This is a genomic window from Bariatricus sp. TF06-38A, from assembly GCF_027690675.1.
Lineage (GTDB): Bacteria > Bacillota > Clostridia > Lachnospirales > Lachnospiraceae > Allocoprococcus > Allocoprococcus comes.
This window is the reverse complement of sequence record NZ_JAQFCE010000018.1, coordinates 62,069-78,106: the sequence shown is the minus strand read 5'-3', so window position 1 is coordinate 78,106 and position 16,038 is coordinate 62,069. Positions and strand designations below refer to the sequence as shown.

Sequence of the window (16,038 nt, the reverse complement as noted above, 5' to 3'; positions counted from 1 at the left end):
GTTATTCCCACCGTTTTAGGCGTAGAACGTGTCACACTATTTGCAAATTCGTCCATCATAAAATGAACAGGCATCGGCAGACAACCGCCGTGGATATGGTCGGCTGCATAAAATAACTGCTGAAAAAGCTGTGTGTAAAGAATGGATACCAAGAAGTTGAAACTAGAGTCGTTATCCGGTATCAGTGCAAACAGTGCCACCTTTTTCTCTCCGAGTGACTGCAAATCCAGTTCATCGGCAGAAGTAAGAGCAGCAAGACTTTCCAAGTTAAACTTTTCAAGCCTTGCTGCAAGGGTTATCTGTATGGATTTTAATGTTTTGGAAGAACCGGAATGATAAGAGTGGTAATACTTCAAAGCAATGTGGTCAGGATTATCTATCATCAAATCCGAAAACAGATTATCAAGCGGAGAAGGACTTGGGTCGTCCTCGTCCTCAATTGCCCCGGCTCTGAGCATTTCCATTACCATTGCAAAATTCTGTTCTTCCGGCGGTGCTTCATAATGCAGATAAAATACAAGTGCAAGCAGAAGCATTGACGCTGCCGTATCCCAAAACGGGTCATTACTCTGTGAACCTTTCGGAGTGGTACTCTTGAATAGATTGGTTACGAGCTTCTGCACATCATTGTCATTCTGCAAATAAACAAACGGATTGTAACAATGGCTTTTCTCCATTGAAATCAAATCAAGCACACGCACTTCGTACCCTTTCTTCTCAAGTAGATGTCCCGTATCTCGCAGGATTTCCCCTTTCGGGTCTAATATCACATAGCTGTTTCTGGCAGCATTCATAATATTAGGCTTTGCATAAAATCTTGTCTTACCTGCACCGGAGCCACCGCACACAAGCGTATTCAGATTTCGTCTGTGCTTCTTGGCATTAAGCCCAATGCACACATTCTGAGTCATCAGCTTATTTTCTGACAGCGGCTTTTGTCGGTACTTTTTATCAATGGCTCTGACATTGCCCCATTTGGCAGAACCGTGTTCTTCTCGTCTGCGGTAATTCTTTCTTGTTGAGAAATAAATCCCGATACCCATTCCATAGCATAAAAGTAAAATGAGGACAGTTTTCAGGCTGTCCCCACATAATTTTATGGAAAATGGATTATCAAAGAGTGTCGCAAGATTGGCTGCTATCTCCGGCAATCCTCCGCTTATGGAAGGTGCAATCAGAAGTGCCAGCCATATGACCGGAACGATACCGACAATGGATAAAATAATGGCAGTCTGCCTGTCATTATCTCGCTTCATCTGAGCGTTTCCTTTCAATCACTTTGAACTTTTTCAATGGGGCATTTCCGACTTTTACAAGCAGGTCGTCTACTGCGTCTGCGGACTTGCCTTCCTCCATCAACTTTGTTTTCTCATCGTTTAAGGAGCGAATGACAACACCGTGTTCGTAATCGTCCAAAGCAATGTGGTAGAGTTTTTCTTTTTCCATATCTGCCCTCCGTTATCTCTCATAGTCCTTTGAACGCTCCTGCTTTTTGCGGAACATTTCATCAGAGATATGACTGTGAATTTCTGCCATTGCATTTCGTGTCTTGGAAAGCTCCGCACGGATTTCTTTCGGCTCTTTGGAAGCCAGTCCCTCCGGAATACGGTTAATTGCAAAATTCTGTGTATCTACGCCATACTTCTTGCAAAGCATATATCCGATACACACTGCCTGAAATCCCATATCCCTGCGGCTGTAACTTTCACTATTGATAGAAAGCTGTGCATGTCCGAGTTCCTGAGCGACACACTGAGCAACTGCTACGCTGTCGCCCACATTACGCTTCACATACAAGGTCTGCTTTTCATTATTATAAAAAGCTGCCATATTCGGATACGGAAGTTCATCGGTTGCCGCAACCTCCACCGGAGATACATCAAGCATTGTCGTGATAAGTGCTTTCGGGTCACGGTTTGCTGACACTGCCGGAGCTTTTCTTCCATTTGTCTGCGTAACATCAAATACCTTTTTGACATTGTAGGAAATACCCGGAGAACCATCTGCTCTTGTGTATTCCACTGGTTCAAGAATAGAAATACTCTTTGCCCCTTTGGTAATCTTCACATTGTCCTTACCCCAATCATCAAAATCTTTAAGCTGTGTCGCCTGCGGATACTGACTGTAAATAAGGAGAGCATTTGCTGCGGAATATCTGTCCATTCGACTCTGCGTATCAAGAAAGCTCTTGAACTTATCAGGGGCACTCACAATCTCACGGGCAGCGTCATCAATCATCTGATAGACCTTTTCTTTTTCTGCTCGCTTCTTTTCCGCATACTCCTCTTTGGATAATCTTGGCTGATTACCGCCAGCCTTTGCGGGTTTGAAATCATTTGTCATAGTGAATTACCTCTCTTTTGTTTTTGGTTTCTTCTTCGGCTGACGGTGTACCGTCTGACCGTTTTTCTGCTGCGGCTTCTTACCGTCTTTCTTAACCTCCGGCTCTTTACGCTCTGCTTCTTTTTGCTGTTTTGCCTGTGTCTTGTAACGGTCAAGTTTCTCTTTGACCGATGGCTTTTCCACTGGCTTTGCAACACCCTTATCAGATTGCGTTTCTACCGGCTCTGAGTTTTGCCTTGACAGAGGGCTTTTGTCTGTTTTGGCGACTGAGGGGTTTGCGTTTGCTCGCTCCTCTTTCTGCATTGGATTTCTGACCGCTTCTTCCATAATGATTTCACTCTTGGATTTAGTCGGCTTTTCTTTCTCAACCGCTTCACGGTCTGCGATAGCTTTCTCTGCTTCACTGACAATCGAAGCCTTATCCACCTTGCCAAGTTCAAATCTTTCAACGATACGCTGAATTTTAGAAGCGTCCTCTGCTCTTGCGATAATATCTACCGGAGCGTTCTCTCCCTTTGTGTTCTTATCTCTGAGGACACAATAAAGAACGCCATAGCGTTTTGCCTGTTCGGTAAACTTCTTCAAATCCTTTTGCGGAATAGAAAAGACTTTCAGCTCCTTGCCTGACTTAATCATATTGGTAAGCCTTGCTTTACCCTTCGTCTTTTGCTCCTGCTTCAGAACCGATACCAAAAGCAATGCGATATTCTTCGCCGCCGAACCGCTTAATCTTGCAGCAACTTCAAATCCTTCAAGCGAAAGCCTAACGACCTGCTCTGCTGCGTCACCACCGTTGTTCATAGCGTGATTTCTCCTTTCTCTGCTGTTTTTGTTCCTCTGTTTCGATATGCTCAAGGTTTTCTTCCATAACCTTTGACCTCTCTGCAATATCCTCGCAGAGTTTTACTTCCCGTCGGAGTTTCTTCAATTCTCCATTGATAGAAGTGATTTCATCTTTTGCCGCCTGAAGCTGACCATCATCAATATTTGTTCTTATCTTTTTTCGGAGATGTGTTCTTCCGGCAATCAGATTTTTCATCTGCTCCTCTAAGGAAGTCTTATATGAAAAAAGCTGTTCGTCCGTGGAAATATTTTCTCGTCCGAGCAGCCTTACTTCATCAGTAATCTTATCGAGCTTCATCAAATCATCTTTCAAAAGATAATGAAGCCTTGCGTTATTCTGTTTCTTATACTTTGGCAGATAACCGAGTCTGTAACAGTAATACAAATACAGCCCGTAAAGTCCGCCTTTCTTTTTCAGTTTCTGCCCTCTGGTCTGCATACGGTACTGTCTTGGCTTATAAGTTGCCTTCTGGAACGGCTCAATCTCTGCCCATCTGTCACGATTTTCTTTGATACGCTCTACAATCCGGTCATTGGTATAATCTGCTCCGAGATTTTTCAGTCGTATTGGCTTATCGTATCCCTTTGGAATGACCGTCCAGTATTTTCGGCTTGGACTCAGGTTATAGGCATATCCCATTTCCTTGAGAGCAAACTGAAATTCTTTCAGGGTCTTGCTATGGTCGATAGCATAATCAATGGCTTCTTTTGCAACCGAGTAGCGTGTCGGCATACCTGCCTTTTCTTTCATCGTCAGATAATCCGACTGCTTACTGCGGTTCGGATTCGGGTCATAGTAAAGTCCGTACTTCTCACAAATTCTGTCTGCAACTTTTCGGAATTTGAACCACGCTTTTTCCTCGCCCCACAAATGTTTGCCATCGACGAAAGAAATAGAGTTGATGACAAAATGGCAATGCAGGTGCTTTGTGTTCAGGTGGGTTGTCACAACGACCTGAAATCTTTTACCCCACACTTCATTTGCAAATTCCATTCCGATTTTCTGTGCCATCTCAGGAGATATATCTGTTTCCTTGAAACTCAAATATCCGTGATAGGCTTGGATACCGTCTGTCTTTTGGTACTGCTCCTTAACCGTTATGAATTGGTCACGGGCAATCGCCACATTACAGTTGATACCCTCAACATAAAATTCTCGCTCTGTTTTTTCTTCGTCCTTTGCATAAGCAATAACATCAGCAAGAGCCTGATACTGTTCCGGTGAAAACTCCCTTTTGATATTTGCAGAAGTCTTTTCGGGATTAGTTGCATAGTCAATGACCTGACCAAGCCTTTCTGTTACCGACCACAACTTTGTTACTGCCATTTCATTTCGCTCTGATTTGGACGAAGATATGTCCTCTCAATCTCTGACTGGAACTTATTCCACTTTGCAGCTTCATTCTTCAGCATAGGTGCGTCAATGAAACCAAGTGTATTTGCTTTGGCAGCAAGCTGATTGATGTTATTACCGATAGAGGAAAGTTCCCTCATCACATCATAGAAACGGTCATCGGGTTTCTCTTTCGGTTCGTAACCTCTGATAAGCAAACGGATAAGTCCGGCTTCGGAAAGACAAGCCTTCTTTGCCTTTGCTGCCAAGTCCTGTGCTTCCTTGCGGTTAAAGCGTACAATCTTCTGAATGTTTCTCTTTCTCATAATCGGTATCTTCCTTTCTCTTTACTCTGCAATCTTTGTTAATCTGGAATAAGCACATCATCGTAACGCCAAGACAACTGCCGAGCAGTGTTCCGGCGGCGATAAGTAATAACTCTCTCAAATCAAGTTCTCCTTTCTCACGGGGTATTAGGGGCAACCCCTAACGAGCCTTTTACCGTTTGGAAAACTGTGTTTATCCAAATGGTCTGCTCGCTAAGAATAAACATCTCCTCCGGGTTGCCCCGTTCTCAGTCTACTATCTCTCATAATCCTTTGATTTCGGCTTAAAAGGTTCAGCCACGATATTGCCGCCCACTTCCTTAGAAAAGCGTTCGGGATACTTGAACTGTTCCTTGTATTTCTTCATCATATCGTCCGGCAAGCTCTGAAAACTCTCACTCTCAGGCGGTGCATAACAGATAAAGAATTTGCCGCAGATAATATCTACCATCTCTTTCTTATCATTGTCCTGCACATAAACTGCACGGTTAAGCGGAAGTCCTCTCATCTTTCCTTCCTCATTACAGATGATTGCAACATCATCGTCATAGGGCATATATTCCTCAATATCCCCGCCGACAACCTCCTGCATTGCTTCCAGACTGTCGTCGATTACAATTTCCTTCGGATACTTTTCCGGTTCTACCAAGAGAACTTTAATCTTAGAATCATTCATCGTTCTTCATTCCTTTCGTGTGTTTTTTTATTGTAAATGCCCATCCGCATACAAAGAAAATCGTTGAAGTCCTTACCTGCTTTTGGTGGCTCATCAACGATTTCATACTTATCCGGCAGAATGGTTTTTAAGGTCTGTGCTGCCTTTCTGCCCGCTATATCATTGTCAAAATGGATACGGATTTTCCTGACAGATGGGTTACTGACAAGATACTTTTCCAGTGCAATCGGCACTTTACTGTCCTCAATTTTCTTTGCCGGAGAATACACCCCGGACAGCGAAACAAAGCTCATTTCTTTCCAGTTCTGCCCGTTCAGCTTCGCAAGCGTGGCATAGGATAACAGGTCTATGGCACACTCAAAGAGGTGTACTTCCTCCAAGTTTTCCTTACCAAGCCGAAAAGAATAATCTTTTTTACTGCCACTGCAATCGCCCATAATCCTACGCTTATTCGTGGAACGGTAGGCTGCATATTTCGGCTCTTTCTTCTCGTCATAGCCTACAAACACAACATTGTGATACGGCAGGCTCTCAAAGATAAGGTCATTAGAGATACAGTAATTGATGATTTCAAAATCTATTCCTCTCCCGAAAAGATACTCTGTAATCACTCTGTTGGAAGCACATTTTTCAGGGAGAAGAAGCGGTTTATTTTCCTCTTTTGGCTGTGGCTTTTCATAGACCGGAGCCTGAATCGCTGTGTGTCCGATAATGGTTTCCACCGCTTCAAGGAAGCTGTAACCTTTGACCTTAATCAGATAATCCAAAGCACTCCTGCCGCCGATACCTCTCGACCACCATATCCATTTCCCGTTTGAAATCTTCAAGCTGTCGTGGGTTCTGGTGCAATAGGTGTTACCTGAAAACTTAACCAGTTCATACGGTTCATAATTTTTCAGGTAGGTTAATAAGTCCATCTGCTTCGCCTGAATGATTAACTCAGGTGCGATAAAAGGCATATCGACCACCTCCTTAAAATAAAAATAGCCACCTGATTTTTTGAAAACCAAGTGGCTATATAATATTAAATTTTGTGTCTATGTTTTATGAAAGAATCTTCTCTTAATCAATTTTTCTTTCCTGTAGCTTTACTTTTTCAGTTTTAACCCATCTTTGAAAGCTTCACCCACACGCTCTGTAACCTTGTAGTAACCATGAGTATAAGGGTCAAATGCAATGGCATTTACCTTGGAAATATCAATTTTACCGTCTACCATAACGCTCTCATCGGCAGTTACATTCACTACCTTTCCAATAACGCCACAACCGTATTCATTATCTTGATACTCAATAAATTTACATTCTAAACAAATTGGAAACTCATTGATAATAGGAGCATCTACGACTTCAGCCTTACTTGCAGTCAATCCGCTACGTGTAAATTTATCTGTTACACGATTACCAGACTCTACGCCAAAATAATCTGCTTCTACCAAGTGTTCTACATCTGCGATACTAACAGTAAATGCACCTCGTGCCTTAATATTTTGCACGGTTTTATGTGTTTCGGTAAGATTCAATGCAACTATGTCCCTTGCTTGCATTGTCCCCCAAGCAGCATTCATTACATTCACACTGTTGTCCTCATTATAAGTTGCCACCATCAACACTGGCATAGGAAAAATTCCTTCCGTAATTTTCAACTTTGTTCTCATAATAATCTCTCCTTAAAATTAGATTGACAGAATTATTTATCCTGCTTATAATTATATCCAATCAATTCAGAATTTCAAGTACTGGTAAAAATGATAGGTACTATCCAAGGAGAAAGTATAATGATACAAAACTACATTGAAAATGCCAATTTTGAAGATACAGGCTTTGCTTACACCTTGTCCCTGATTTCCGGCAAACATAAAATGGTCATTCTTTATTGTTTAATGGAATTTAAAACTGTAAGATTCAATGAGCTGAAGCGTTATCTGAAAACAATTTCCGATAAAACATTAAGTAGCAATCTCAAGGAACTAGAATCTGACAAACTGATTATCCGTACTGAATATCCTCAAATTCCACCCAAGGTGGAATACTGTCTTTCGGAACGTGGCAAGTCACTAATGGTAGTGTTAGATCAGCTTTGTGTTTGGGGTGAAGAAAACAAACTGACAGATTAACATCTTCTAATTTTTTTGAAAATATTATTTCTGACAGTATAACTTTGTACCATCTTACCTAACATACTATCTGCGGTATGGGATTTTTCCATACCGCAATTCTAAACTCATCTTTCAAAATTTCTTGACTTCTTTTCAATCATTTCGCCCTCATCAGGTTCTCCGCCGACAATCTCATTTTCCTTTTTATCCATATTGAGCAGGATATTCAGCTCATCAAGTCGGGCAGTTTTTGCCCTCAATTCTTCCTCCTTTGTAAACGGCTTTTCGATTTCCTGCTTCGCTGTTTCAAACTGCTTCTCCGTATTTTCAAGGCTGTTTTCCGTATCAGCAAGTGCTTCCTCAAAGCGTTCTATGCCGTTATCTATTCTCACGATATTACCGTGAGAATCATCGCCAAGCGGTACATCTCTGCTCGTTTCGCCTTTTAATTTCACAACATAATTACGCTGCACCGTATCAAAATACAGTTCCATTTGAAAGCCACGGTACTCACCAAGTGGTATCGCATCAGGACTGTTCATTGACTTGCAGGCATTGATGATTGCCTGACCTGCTTTGGCTTTTTCGGAATAAGAAACACCCGATACCATCATTCCAAGCGGCTGCTCGTCTATCGGTTTCGGGTGTGATTTTGCTGTTTCAACATCTTTTGTAAGTCCCTCTACACGGGATTTTAAGTAAGCAATCTGTTGTGGATAGAACTTGATGACCTTATCCTCCAGTCCGTATTTCTCCGATAAGAAATTGGATTTTAACATCTTCAGCTTCTGCACCTGAATGTCTAAGTCCATCTTTTCTTTGATATACGGATTGCCTGTTGCAAGCATTTTTATCTCTGCATAGGACAGTGCGGTTTCATCAATGTCCTCTGCCGACCTGACCGGAGATTTGCTCGTCATAATCTGACTTGCGAACTTCTGCTTACCTTCCACAAGCTGATAGAGGTATGCATCAAAGGTCTGCTCTGTTACATAGCGATAAATCTCTACCTGCGGATTTTCATTGCCCTGACGGACAATTCTGCCGGAACGCTGCTCCAAATCTGAAGGTCGCCACGGACAATCCACATCGTGAAGTGCAATAAGTTTGTCTTGCACATTCGTTCCTGCTCCCATCTTCTGAGTAGAGCCAAGAAGCACCCTGACTTCTCCCTTGCGGGTCTTTTGGAACAGTTCTTTTTTCTTCATATCCGTGTCGGCTTCGTGTATGAACTTCACTTCACTTTCAGGAATACCTCTCTCAATCAGCTTCTTTCTGATGTCGTTATAGACGGAAAATGTGCCGTCATTCTTCGGCGTGGAAAGGTCACAAAACACAAGCTGTGCCGATTTCTTGTCGGCATTTTCTTTCCATATCCGATAGATGTTATCGACGCAGGCATTGATTTTACTGCCCTCAAAATCAGGCAGCATATCGTTTAGCATACGCTGGTCAAGAGCCAGTTTTCTTCCGTCATTCGTGATTTTCAGCATATTATCTACGCTTGAATCCACACCGCCGCCACGCACCTGCTCGGCTCTCTCTGCAAGGGAAGCAACCATTTCTTTCTGCATTTCTGACGGCTTTACTGCAATGTTATGGTACTTTGCTTCCGGTACTGGCAGGTTCAACATATCCGCTGTCTTAATGTCCGCTATCTCCTTGAACATCGCCATTAGTTCAGGCAGGTTATAGAATTTTGCGAACCTTGTCTTTGCTCTGTATCCTGTTCCTTCCGGTGTAAGTTCCACTGCCGTAATGGTTTCTCCGAAAGTGGATGCCCAGGCGTCAAAGTGCTGCAACCCATTTTTCACAAGCGTGTTATACTGCAAATATCGCTGTATCGTATAGAGTTCCACCATGCTGTTTGAGATAGGTGTACCCGTTGCAAATACGGTTCCTCGACCTCCGGTAATCTCGTCAAGGTAACGACACTTCATAAAGAGGTCGGAAGATTTCTGTGCTTCCGTCTGTGCGATACCGCCCACATTACGCATTTTTGTATAAAGATAAAGGTTCTTGTAATAATGGCTTTCATCAACAAAAAGCCTGTCTACACCAAGTTCCTCAAAGGTTACAACATCATCTTTTTTCGTCTGGTCATTGAGTTTATCAAGTTTCTGCTTGATAGATTTCTTTGACTTTTCAAGCTGCTTTATGGAGAAGTTTTCCCCTCGGTTTCGCTTGAGTTCTGCAATTCCTCCAGTTATCTCCTCAAGCTGCTGTTCTAAGATTGCCCTCTGTCTTTCAATGGACATCGGGATTTTCTCAAACTGTGAATGTCCGATAATAACGGCGTCATAATCTCCGGTTGCAATCCTGCCGCAGAACTTTTTACGATTCTTGGTTTCAAAATCTTTCTTTGTTGCGACAAGGATATTCGCCGCCGGATAGAGCTGCAAATACTCAGCCGCCCATTGTTCGGTCAAGTGATTTGGTACAACAAACAGTGACTTATTACAAAGTCCAAGCCTTTTTGACTCCTGTGCTGCCGCTACCATTTCAAAAGTTTTTCCTGCTCCGACTGCGTGTGCAAGAAGCGTATTTCCTCCGTAAAGGATATGGGCAACCGCATTTTTCTGATGTTCCCTGAGTTCAATTTCAGGGTTCATACCATTGAAGATGATATGACTTCCATCATACTCACGAGGTCTGACGCTATTGAATTTCTCATTGTAGGATTTGCAAAGTCTTTCCCTGCGTTCAGGGTCAGACCATATCCAGTCCTGAAATTCCTGCTTAATCATTTCCTGCTTCGACTGAGCAATCGCTGTTTCCTTTTTATTCAGGACAGCCTTTTTCCTGCCCTCATCATCTTCGATATAATCAAAGATACGCACATCTTTTAAATTCAGCGTTTCCTCAATAATCTTATAGGCATTGATGCGGGAAGTTCCGTAAGTGTTATATGCCCTTACATTTCCTTTGTCGTAAGATTTGCCCTCAATATTCCACTCACTCGTAAATGGAGAGAAGTGAACTTTGATATTCCACTGTGCATAGCGTGGTGTTTCAAGCAAATGAAAGATAAACTCCTGCACATCGTCCGGTGGCAGCCAAGTTGCACCAAGTCGCACGGAAATTTCACTTGCAGTCAGGTCTTTCGGCTGCACCTTTTGAAGTGCTTCCACATTGACCTTATAATCTTCCGGATAGAGTTCTGCCGAGTTCTTTGCAATCTTCAGCTTTTCCCTGACATTACCCGAAAGGTATTCATCAGCCATCAGATACTTCGGTTCGTAAGAATTTCCATACTCATAAAGCGGGTTTAGGAAGATAACACCCTTTAAGTCCTCAAAGATTTCATTCTCCGATTTACCGGAAAGCTCCATCATATAGTCCATATCAATCGTGGCTTTTTCTCCAAGAGATACCGCCAACGCTTCGCTTGCCGTATCAACAGAAGTAACCGGAGTATGCGGCTTAATTGTCCTCTTAGAAAACATATCAGCCTTACGTTCCAGTTCTCCGTCCTCTCCGATTATCTCCAATGCGGAAAGCAAAGAGAATGAACTGTCCTGCGAAAAAGCAGAGGTATTTGCACGGCTGTTAATGAGTCCGTACTTACCTGAAAAGGTATCATAAAGTCTGTTTAATCGCTCCTGCTCCGCTTTGATTTTGCTGTCAGGGTAATCTTCTGTCTGCAATTCAATCAGCGTTCTGACGGAATTTCTAATAGCAATCATACCCTTAATTCGGTTCTCTGCGGTTGCCGACACTTCCACCGGAGTCATACGGGAATTTTCACGATAATAGATTTTATCGTCTACCACCGTATATGAAAAGTTTCTCACTGCCGGGTCTGCCGGAATAGAATTATCTTCCTCCTCCAGTTCTTCCTCGGCTTCATATTCCGTGATTTCTCCGTGAATGTTTGCTACTGCTTCATCAAGCTGTGCTGCAAGGTCTGCATTTTCATACGGCACACAAGTTGCTTCCATACCGAAACGCCCCGATACCATTTTCATTTCTCCGAGTATCATTTCGGGGTGCTGCACAAAATAAGAGTTCATCTTAATTCCGTTCTCATCGGTATCAAGATGAACCCAATCCGGCTCAATATCTATCAGTCTGTCACGCTTTTGCAGGATAAGAATATCCGAAATGACTTCCGTTCCTGCATTACCCTTAAAGGTATTATTCGGCAATCGGATTGCTCCAAGAAGCTCTGCCCTCTGTGCAATATACTTTCGTACTGCTAAAGTTTCCTTATCCATTGTGCCTTTGCTCGTTACAAGTGCCATCACACCGCCGGGTCTTAACTTATCAAGGGACTTGGCAAAAAAGTAATCGTGTATCAGGAACTTATGCTTGTCGTACCTTTTATCCGACACCTTAAAATCTCCAAAAGGCACATTGCCAACCACTCCATCAAAGAAGCTGTCCGGCAGATTGGTTTCTTCAAATCCTTGTGCCGCAATGGTTGTTTTCTGATAAAGCTGCTGTGCAATCCCTGCGGAAATCGTATCAAGTTCCACACCGTAAATCTTACTGTCCTGCATTGTGTCCGGCAGCATACCGATGAAATTACCGATACCGCAGGACGGCTCTAACAAGTTGCCTTCCTTAAAGCCCATCTGCTCCATTGCCTTATAAATGGCTGTGATAACTTCGGGCGGCGTGTAGAACGCAGTCAACGTGCTTTCTCTTGCCGAAGCATATTCCTCCGGTGTTAATACCGAAGAAAGTTCCAGATATTCCGTTGCCCACGCTGAATTATTTTCATCAAAGGCTTCTGAAAGCCCACCCCAACCAACGTACTTTGATAAGATAATCTGTTCTTCAGGAGTGGCAAATCTGTTTTCTTCCTGACATTTTTTTAGAAGCTGTATCGCCATAATATTTCTGCGGAATCGTTCCTTTTTACCAACTGTTTCAACCTCATTTTCTTTGAGATTAAAGGTGTGGCGTTCTGCCATAGATACATCAGGGTGCAAGTCAAAGCCTTTGACTTTTTTCTTCTGCTCCCAAGCGGGAACTACCGGCTCAGGCTCTTTATCATAACCGTTTCCTATGCGATACCCCTGATGATACATCTCATCATAGCTGTCAAAACCTGACTGCGAAGCTACTATCTCTCGATAATCTTCAATCGGCATACTGCCCATATTGGTCTGAACTTCTTCCGTTTCATTTCTTTCTTCGGCAGGTTCTTCCTTTACAATCAAATGCTCATTCATCGGATTCTCACGCACTTTTCTGTCAAACTCTGTGCGTGAAAATTCCTTATTGAACAGTGGCATATCATAGTCATAGAGCATTACTCTCTCATCATCAACAGATAAGATTTCGTACTCAGAAGCACCGATATACACCTTATCGCCAAGATGATATTCATATTTCACATCTTGCGATATTTCCGCTTCTTCAGGTTCTTTTTCGGCTAGTTCCTGCTCCGGTGGTGCATTAGAGAGTATCTCACGGTTTCTTTTCGTTTCCTCGATTTTGGCTCTGCGTTCCTCTTGACTTTCAAGCCACTGAGGATAGCGTTCTTTTTCCTTTGGATTTAAGTATCTGTCCATTCGGATAAGTTCCCCGATACGTTTCTCCACCTGCGACCACGAAAGCGTGATATGTGGATTTTCTTTACCGATACCTTTCGTAATCGTAATACCTTTTCCATCGTGACTCTCATCAATTCCTGCTCCGATTATTACTGGATAAGAGCCGCCCCAACCGTACTCATTTTTTAAGAAGTCTGCGTTTTCTTTTGCTGAAAGGCTTTTTTCAAACTGCTCATAGATACGCATTTTACCCTCAGAAAATCCGCTTCCATTCGCAAGAACAGCGTCGATAATCTCCTGAGAAAAAGTAAAGGCAGAGGTTTTCTTTTCCTCTGCCCGACCGTCTAATATGAATGTCATCTGACCGTCCATTGACGGTAATGGTTTTATGCTGTCACTTAATTCTCCCAATAATCGCATAGCTTCAAAATGTCGAGCAATAACAGCCCAATCATAAAAACTCTGTGCGGTTCTGCTGTCGTATTTGCCCTCCCACAAATGCAGAACGTTTTCAAAGGTCTTGTACCCTACTGTCCTGCCATCCTCTAAAGTAAGCTCGGTATAATCATTATTGAAAATACTCTTTATATACTCTGTGCGGTCTTTGTTATCAGGATTACGTTCATAATAATCTTTGATTTCTTCCAGACTTGCTGATAAATGTGGTGTCGTTCTGAGAATTTCATTGATTACTTCATCACGCCCAAAGAACGGAAGGCTTTTATCCTCGTGTGTTCTGTCGTAATACTCTAAGCGAATATCACTTCCGCTTTCACGATTTCCTGTGCCGAGCTGCGAAGGGAGTTCATCAGACGAACCCATTTCATCATATCCTCCGCTTTCATCTGTTCGCTCACTCCCTCTTTCTGTGCCATCTGGCTCAGGATTGTTTCCTCCATCTTGCTGGCTCTCTGTTCCACTTCCGCCAAGTGCTGTGTCAGTTCGCCCCTCGTCAGGAGATTGTAGTAAAGGACTCTGTGATGTTCCTTCAGAAAATCTCTCCTCATCTGAGCGTATCTGCCCAAAGTCACTTCCGGCTGCTGTGGAAGTTTCAGGTTCGGAAGGCTGTAATCGCCCACCATCGTGTAGGTCAGTTCGTTCATTGTCCAAACTCCTTTCGTCGTTATTTTCAACCTTATTGTATTCATTTCTGTCCTGACCGACAATTATGCGATTTTGACGGTTGAGTGCAGTAATTGTTTTAGATATTTCCGTCAATCCCATTTCTGCAATATCACTGGTAGCAAATCCAAGTGCATTGAGTGTTTCCTGCGTATTGAAATTGGTAACATCTCTGAAATCATCAAGTTCAAAATAACCGTCCGTATCAACGCCAAGCCTTGACATCATCATATATGCCACACTATTTGTCACGACATTTTTATAAATGAAAGCCACAATATCCTCTTCCACTTCCTCGAAGGAACTGCCCTCGGTTGCATAGTAAAGGTCTTGCAGATAATCAGGGATATTATCCTCTGCCGCATTTCTTGCTGCTCCCATAATTGCTTCGGCAAGACTACTCTTATTCTCAATCTCTCCGAAAGTGCTTTCCAATGTTTCAATCACATCAGCTTCGTATTCCTGACGCATATCCCAAATCGGGACTGTTCTTGAATATCTGCTTTCGTGAGTATCTGAAATGTCAAAGTAATGTGTCAGTCTTTGCCGTGAACGGTTTTCATCAGCAAAAACAGCAATACCTCTTGCACCTCGGTTGACCCATCTGCCAAAAATTTTGTTCCACTGCTCTATCTCAAGAACCGCCGTTGCATCAGGTCGCTGTGCATATACAAGTAGCTGCTCGTCATAACGTAACTTATAATTTCGGCAAGCCGAAGCCAAGAATGCCTGCCAGTTCTGAGGATTTGACACAACCGTTTTGCAGGTGCGGTTGTAAAGCTCAGAAATAAGGTCATATTTTCGTGCCATTACTCTTGCACCTCCTTATCGCTGTTTTTCTCTGTTTCTGGTCTTGTTTTTTGACGGTTCGGATTGATTGATAGGTTCAACTTTGCTTCCATTAAGCTCCATTTTTTCAGCAAACTCACATATATGATAGCAGCAATTTCCGACATACAAATGGTAGTCATCAATATACTTGCACACTCTGTCTGCTGTGTGTCCATCACGAAAAGTAATCCTGATTTTTCCACCATCGGGAATATAGAATTTTAAGTTGTAATGACTGTTTATAAATCGAATTTGCTTTTCCTGCGGCTCTGCTCTATTCTCCTGTTGCTTCATTTTCCTTACCTCTCATTTTTGTTGCTTCATCAGAACCGCCGCCCAAATACGAAAAGAGTTTACCGGACTTTGTATTCTTCTGAAGCTCCATAATCACACCCATATCAGGAATCGTGATATTCGGAATTTTCAGGATTGCTTCCATATCAAGCTGCTGCAACTTTTTCTCCGTATCACAACCGGAGTCAAAGAGTTTATTCAGCACCTTAACCTTATTCTGAAAAGTTGCTTTGTCTTTCACGAAAATACCTCCTTAGCTAATGTTGATTACAATAGAAATACTGCCGCTCTGTTCTTCTTTCTGCGGATTACGTGAATACTCAGGAAAAAGGGACTGTACTCTCTGCCTTGCCCTGCGTATGGTTTCAAAACAAGGAAGTCCGTATGCTCGGTAATTAAATACAATATCCTCAAGCGGAAGATTTCCAGCAGGTATATATCCGTACCGATTGTAATAATGCAGAATAAGAAGCATATCATCATACCTCGACATCGGGCATTTCTTTAAGATTTCAAGCACTCGGCTCTCCACCGTTTTCTGTTGTTTCATAATGTTCCTCCAAAAATTAAAGGGACAGAGTTTTTTACGCTCTGCCCCGACTGGTTAATGTTCGCTTGTTACTTACTTCTTACGGTTTTTAACCTGAAGAAAGATAAAGCCGCCGACAAT

The 16,038-nt window shown here is 42.6% G+C and carries 15 protein-coding genes; 1 reads left to right on the top strand and 14 read right to left on the bottom strand.

Annotated elements, in window-relative coordinates; translation table 11 throughout:
• The 10 genes from PG418_RS13250 to PG418_RS13205 all read right to left on the bottom strand — a co-directional run.
• Positions 1-1,256, bottom strand: a 1,256-nt coding sequence (locus PG418_RS13250) for a VirD4-like conjugal transfer protein, CD1115 family (protein ID WP_498837497.1), incomplete at its 3' end; no start/stop codon positions are given.
• Positions 1,243-1,446 carry a hypothetical protein gene (locus PG418_RS13245; RefSeq protein ID WP_008789327.1) on the bottom strand — a complete coding sequence of 68 codons (204 nt, stop codon included), beginning with the start codon at positions 1,444-1,446 and terminating at the stop codon, positions 1,243-1,245. The genes PG418_RS13250 and PG418_RS13245, both read right to left, overlap by 14 nt.
• Before the next feature lie 12 nt (positions 1,447-1,458).
• Positions 1,459-2,343, bottom strand: a complete 885-nt coding sequence (locus PG418_RS13240) for an LtrC-like protein (protein WP_087203231.1) — start codon at positions 2,341-2,343, stop codon at positions 1,459-1,461.
• Positions 2,344-2,349: 6 nt separating this feature from the next.
• Positions 2,350-3,144, bottom strand: coding sequence for a PcfB family protein (locus tag PG418_RS13235; protein ID WP_118366737.1), 795 nt, complete (start codon positions 3,142-3,144; stop codon positions 2,350-2,352).
• Complete coding sequence (locus PG418_RS13230; protein ID WP_498837496.1) at positions 3,128-4,513, bottom strand: relaxase/mobilization nuclease domain-containing protein; 1,386 nt, start codon at positions 4,511-4,513, stop codon at positions 3,128-3,130. The genes PG418_RS13235 and PG418_RS13230 overlap by 17 nt, the downstream gene beginning before the upstream one ends.
• A complete protein-coding gene (locus PG418_RS13225) occupies positions 4,504-4,845 on the bottom strand; it encodes a plasmid mobilization protein (protein ID WP_002594670.1) in 342 nt (113 codons plus the stop codon). Before PG418_RS13225 ends, PG418_RS13230 begins: the two co-directional genes overlap by 10 nt.
• Positions 4,808-4,966 carry a DUF3789 domain-containing protein gene (locus tag PG418_RS13220; protein WP_087203228.1) on the bottom strand — a complete coding sequence of 53 codons (159 nt, stop codon included), beginning with the start codon at positions 4,964-4,966 and terminating at the stop codon, positions 4,808-4,810. Before PG418_RS13220 ends, PG418_RS13225 begins: the two co-directional genes overlap by 38 nt.
• Before the next feature lie 135 nt (positions 4,967-5,101).
• On the bottom strand, positions 5,102-5,521 hold the full coding sequence (locus PG418_RS13215) for a DUF3846 domain-containing protein (protein WP_002594669.1): 420 nt from the start codon (positions 5,519-5,521) through the stop codon (positions 5,102-5,104).
• Complete coding sequence (locus tag PG418_RS13210) at positions 5,518-6,480, bottom strand: DUF3991 and toprim domain-containing protein (protein ID WP_498837495.1); 963 nt, start codon at positions 6,478-6,480, stop codon at positions 5,518-5,520. Before PG418_RS13210 ends, PG418_RS13215 begins: the two co-directional genes overlap by 4 nt.
• A 129-nt stretch (positions 6,481-6,609) precedes the next feature.
• Positions 6,610-7,176: a flavin reductase family protein gene (locus PG418_RS13205; protein ID WP_054754268.1), complete on the bottom strand. Its 567-nt coding sequence runs from the start codon at positions 7,174-7,176 to the stop codon at positions 6,610-6,612.
• Between the two features lie 120 nt (positions 7,177-7,296).
• Between PG418_RS13205 and PG418_RS13200 the strand changes: the two genes are divergently transcribed.
• On the top strand, positions 7,297-7,635 hold the full coding sequence (locus PG418_RS13200; RefSeq protein ID WP_054754266.1) for a winged helix-turn-helix transcriptional regulator: 339 nt from the start codon (positions 7,297-7,299) through the stop codon (positions 7,633-7,635).
• 107 nt (positions 7,636-7,742) lie between these two features.
• On the opposite strand, the gene PG418_RS13195 is transcribed toward PG418_RS13200, so the two are convergent.
• The 4 genes from PG418_RS13195 to PG418_RS13180 are packed head-to-tail and all read right to left on the bottom strand — an operon-like array spanning position 7,743 to position 15,918.
• Positions 7,743-15,053, bottom strand: a complete 7,311-nt coding sequence (locus PG418_RS13195) for a helicase-like domain-containing protein (protein ID WP_498837494.1) — start codon at positions 15,051-15,053, stop codon at positions 7,743-7,745.
• A 15-nt stretch (positions 15,054-15,068) separates the two neighbouring features.
• Entirely contained in the window at positions 15,069-15,368 is a 300-nt protein-coding gene (locus PG418_RS13190; protein WP_054754264.1) for a hypothetical protein, read from the bottom strand.
• Positions 15,349-15,609: a hypothetical protein gene (locus PG418_RS13185; protein ID WP_023920501.1), complete on the bottom strand. Its 261-nt coding sequence runs from the start codon at positions 15,607-15,609 to the stop codon at positions 15,349-15,351. The genes PG418_RS13190 and PG418_RS13185 overlap by 20 nt, the downstream gene beginning before the upstream one ends.
• Positions 15,610-15,621: 12 nt before the next feature.
• Complete coding sequence (locus PG418_RS13180; RefSeq protein WP_054754262.1) at positions 15,622-15,918, bottom strand: hypothetical protein; 297 nt, start codon at positions 15,916-15,918, stop codon at positions 15,622-15,624.
• Between the last annotated feature and the right edge of the window lie 120 nt (positions 15,919-16,038).

Coding starts and splice junctions, on each gene's coding strand:
- PG418_RS13245 (WP_008789327.1), bottom strand. CDS start 1,446: ATGGAAAAAGAAAAACTCTACCACATTGCTTTGGACGATTACGAACAC.
- PG418_RS13240 (WP_087203231.1), bottom strand. CDS start 2,343: ATGACAAATGATTTCAAACCCGCAAAGGCTGGCGGTAATCAGCCAAGA.
- PG418_RS13235 (WP_118366737.1), bottom strand. CDS start 3,144: ATGAACAACGGTGGTGACGCAGCAGAGCAGGTCGTTAGGCTTTCGCTT.
- PG418_RS13230 (WP_498837496.1), bottom strand. CDS start 4,513: ATGGCAGTAACAAAGTTGTGGTCGGTAACAGAAAGGCTTGGTCAGGTC.
- PG418_RS13225 (WP_002594670.1), bottom strand. CDS start 4,845: ATGAGAAAGAGAAACATTCAGAAGATTGTACGCTTTAACCGCAAGGAA.
- PG418_RS13215 (WP_002594669.1), bottom strand. CDS start 5,521: ATGAATGATTCTAAGATTAAAGTTCTCTTGGTAGAACCGGAAAAGTAT.
- PG418_RS13210 (WP_498837495.1), bottom strand. CDS start 6,480: ATGCCTTTTATCGCACCTGAGTTAATCATTCAGGCGAAGCAGATGGAC.
- PG418_RS13205 (WP_054754268.1), bottom strand. CDS start 7,176: ATGAGAACAAAGTTGAAAATTACGGAAGGAATTTTTCCTATGCCAGTG.
- PG418_RS13200 (WP_054754266.1), top strand. CDS start 7,297: ATGATACAAAACTACATTGAAAATGCCAATTTTGAAGATACAGGCTTT.
- PG418_RS13195 (WP_498837494.1), bottom strand. CDS start 15,053: ATGGCACGAAAATATGACCTTATTTCTGAGCTTTACAACCGCACCTGC.
- PG418_RS13190 (WP_054754264.1), bottom strand. CDS start 15,368: ATGAAGCAACAGGAGAATAGAGCAGAGCCGCAGGAAAAGCAAATTCGA.
- PG418_RS13180 (WP_054754262.1), bottom strand. CDS start 15,918: ATGAAACAACAGAAAACGGTGGAGAGCCGAGTGCTTGAAATCTTAAAG.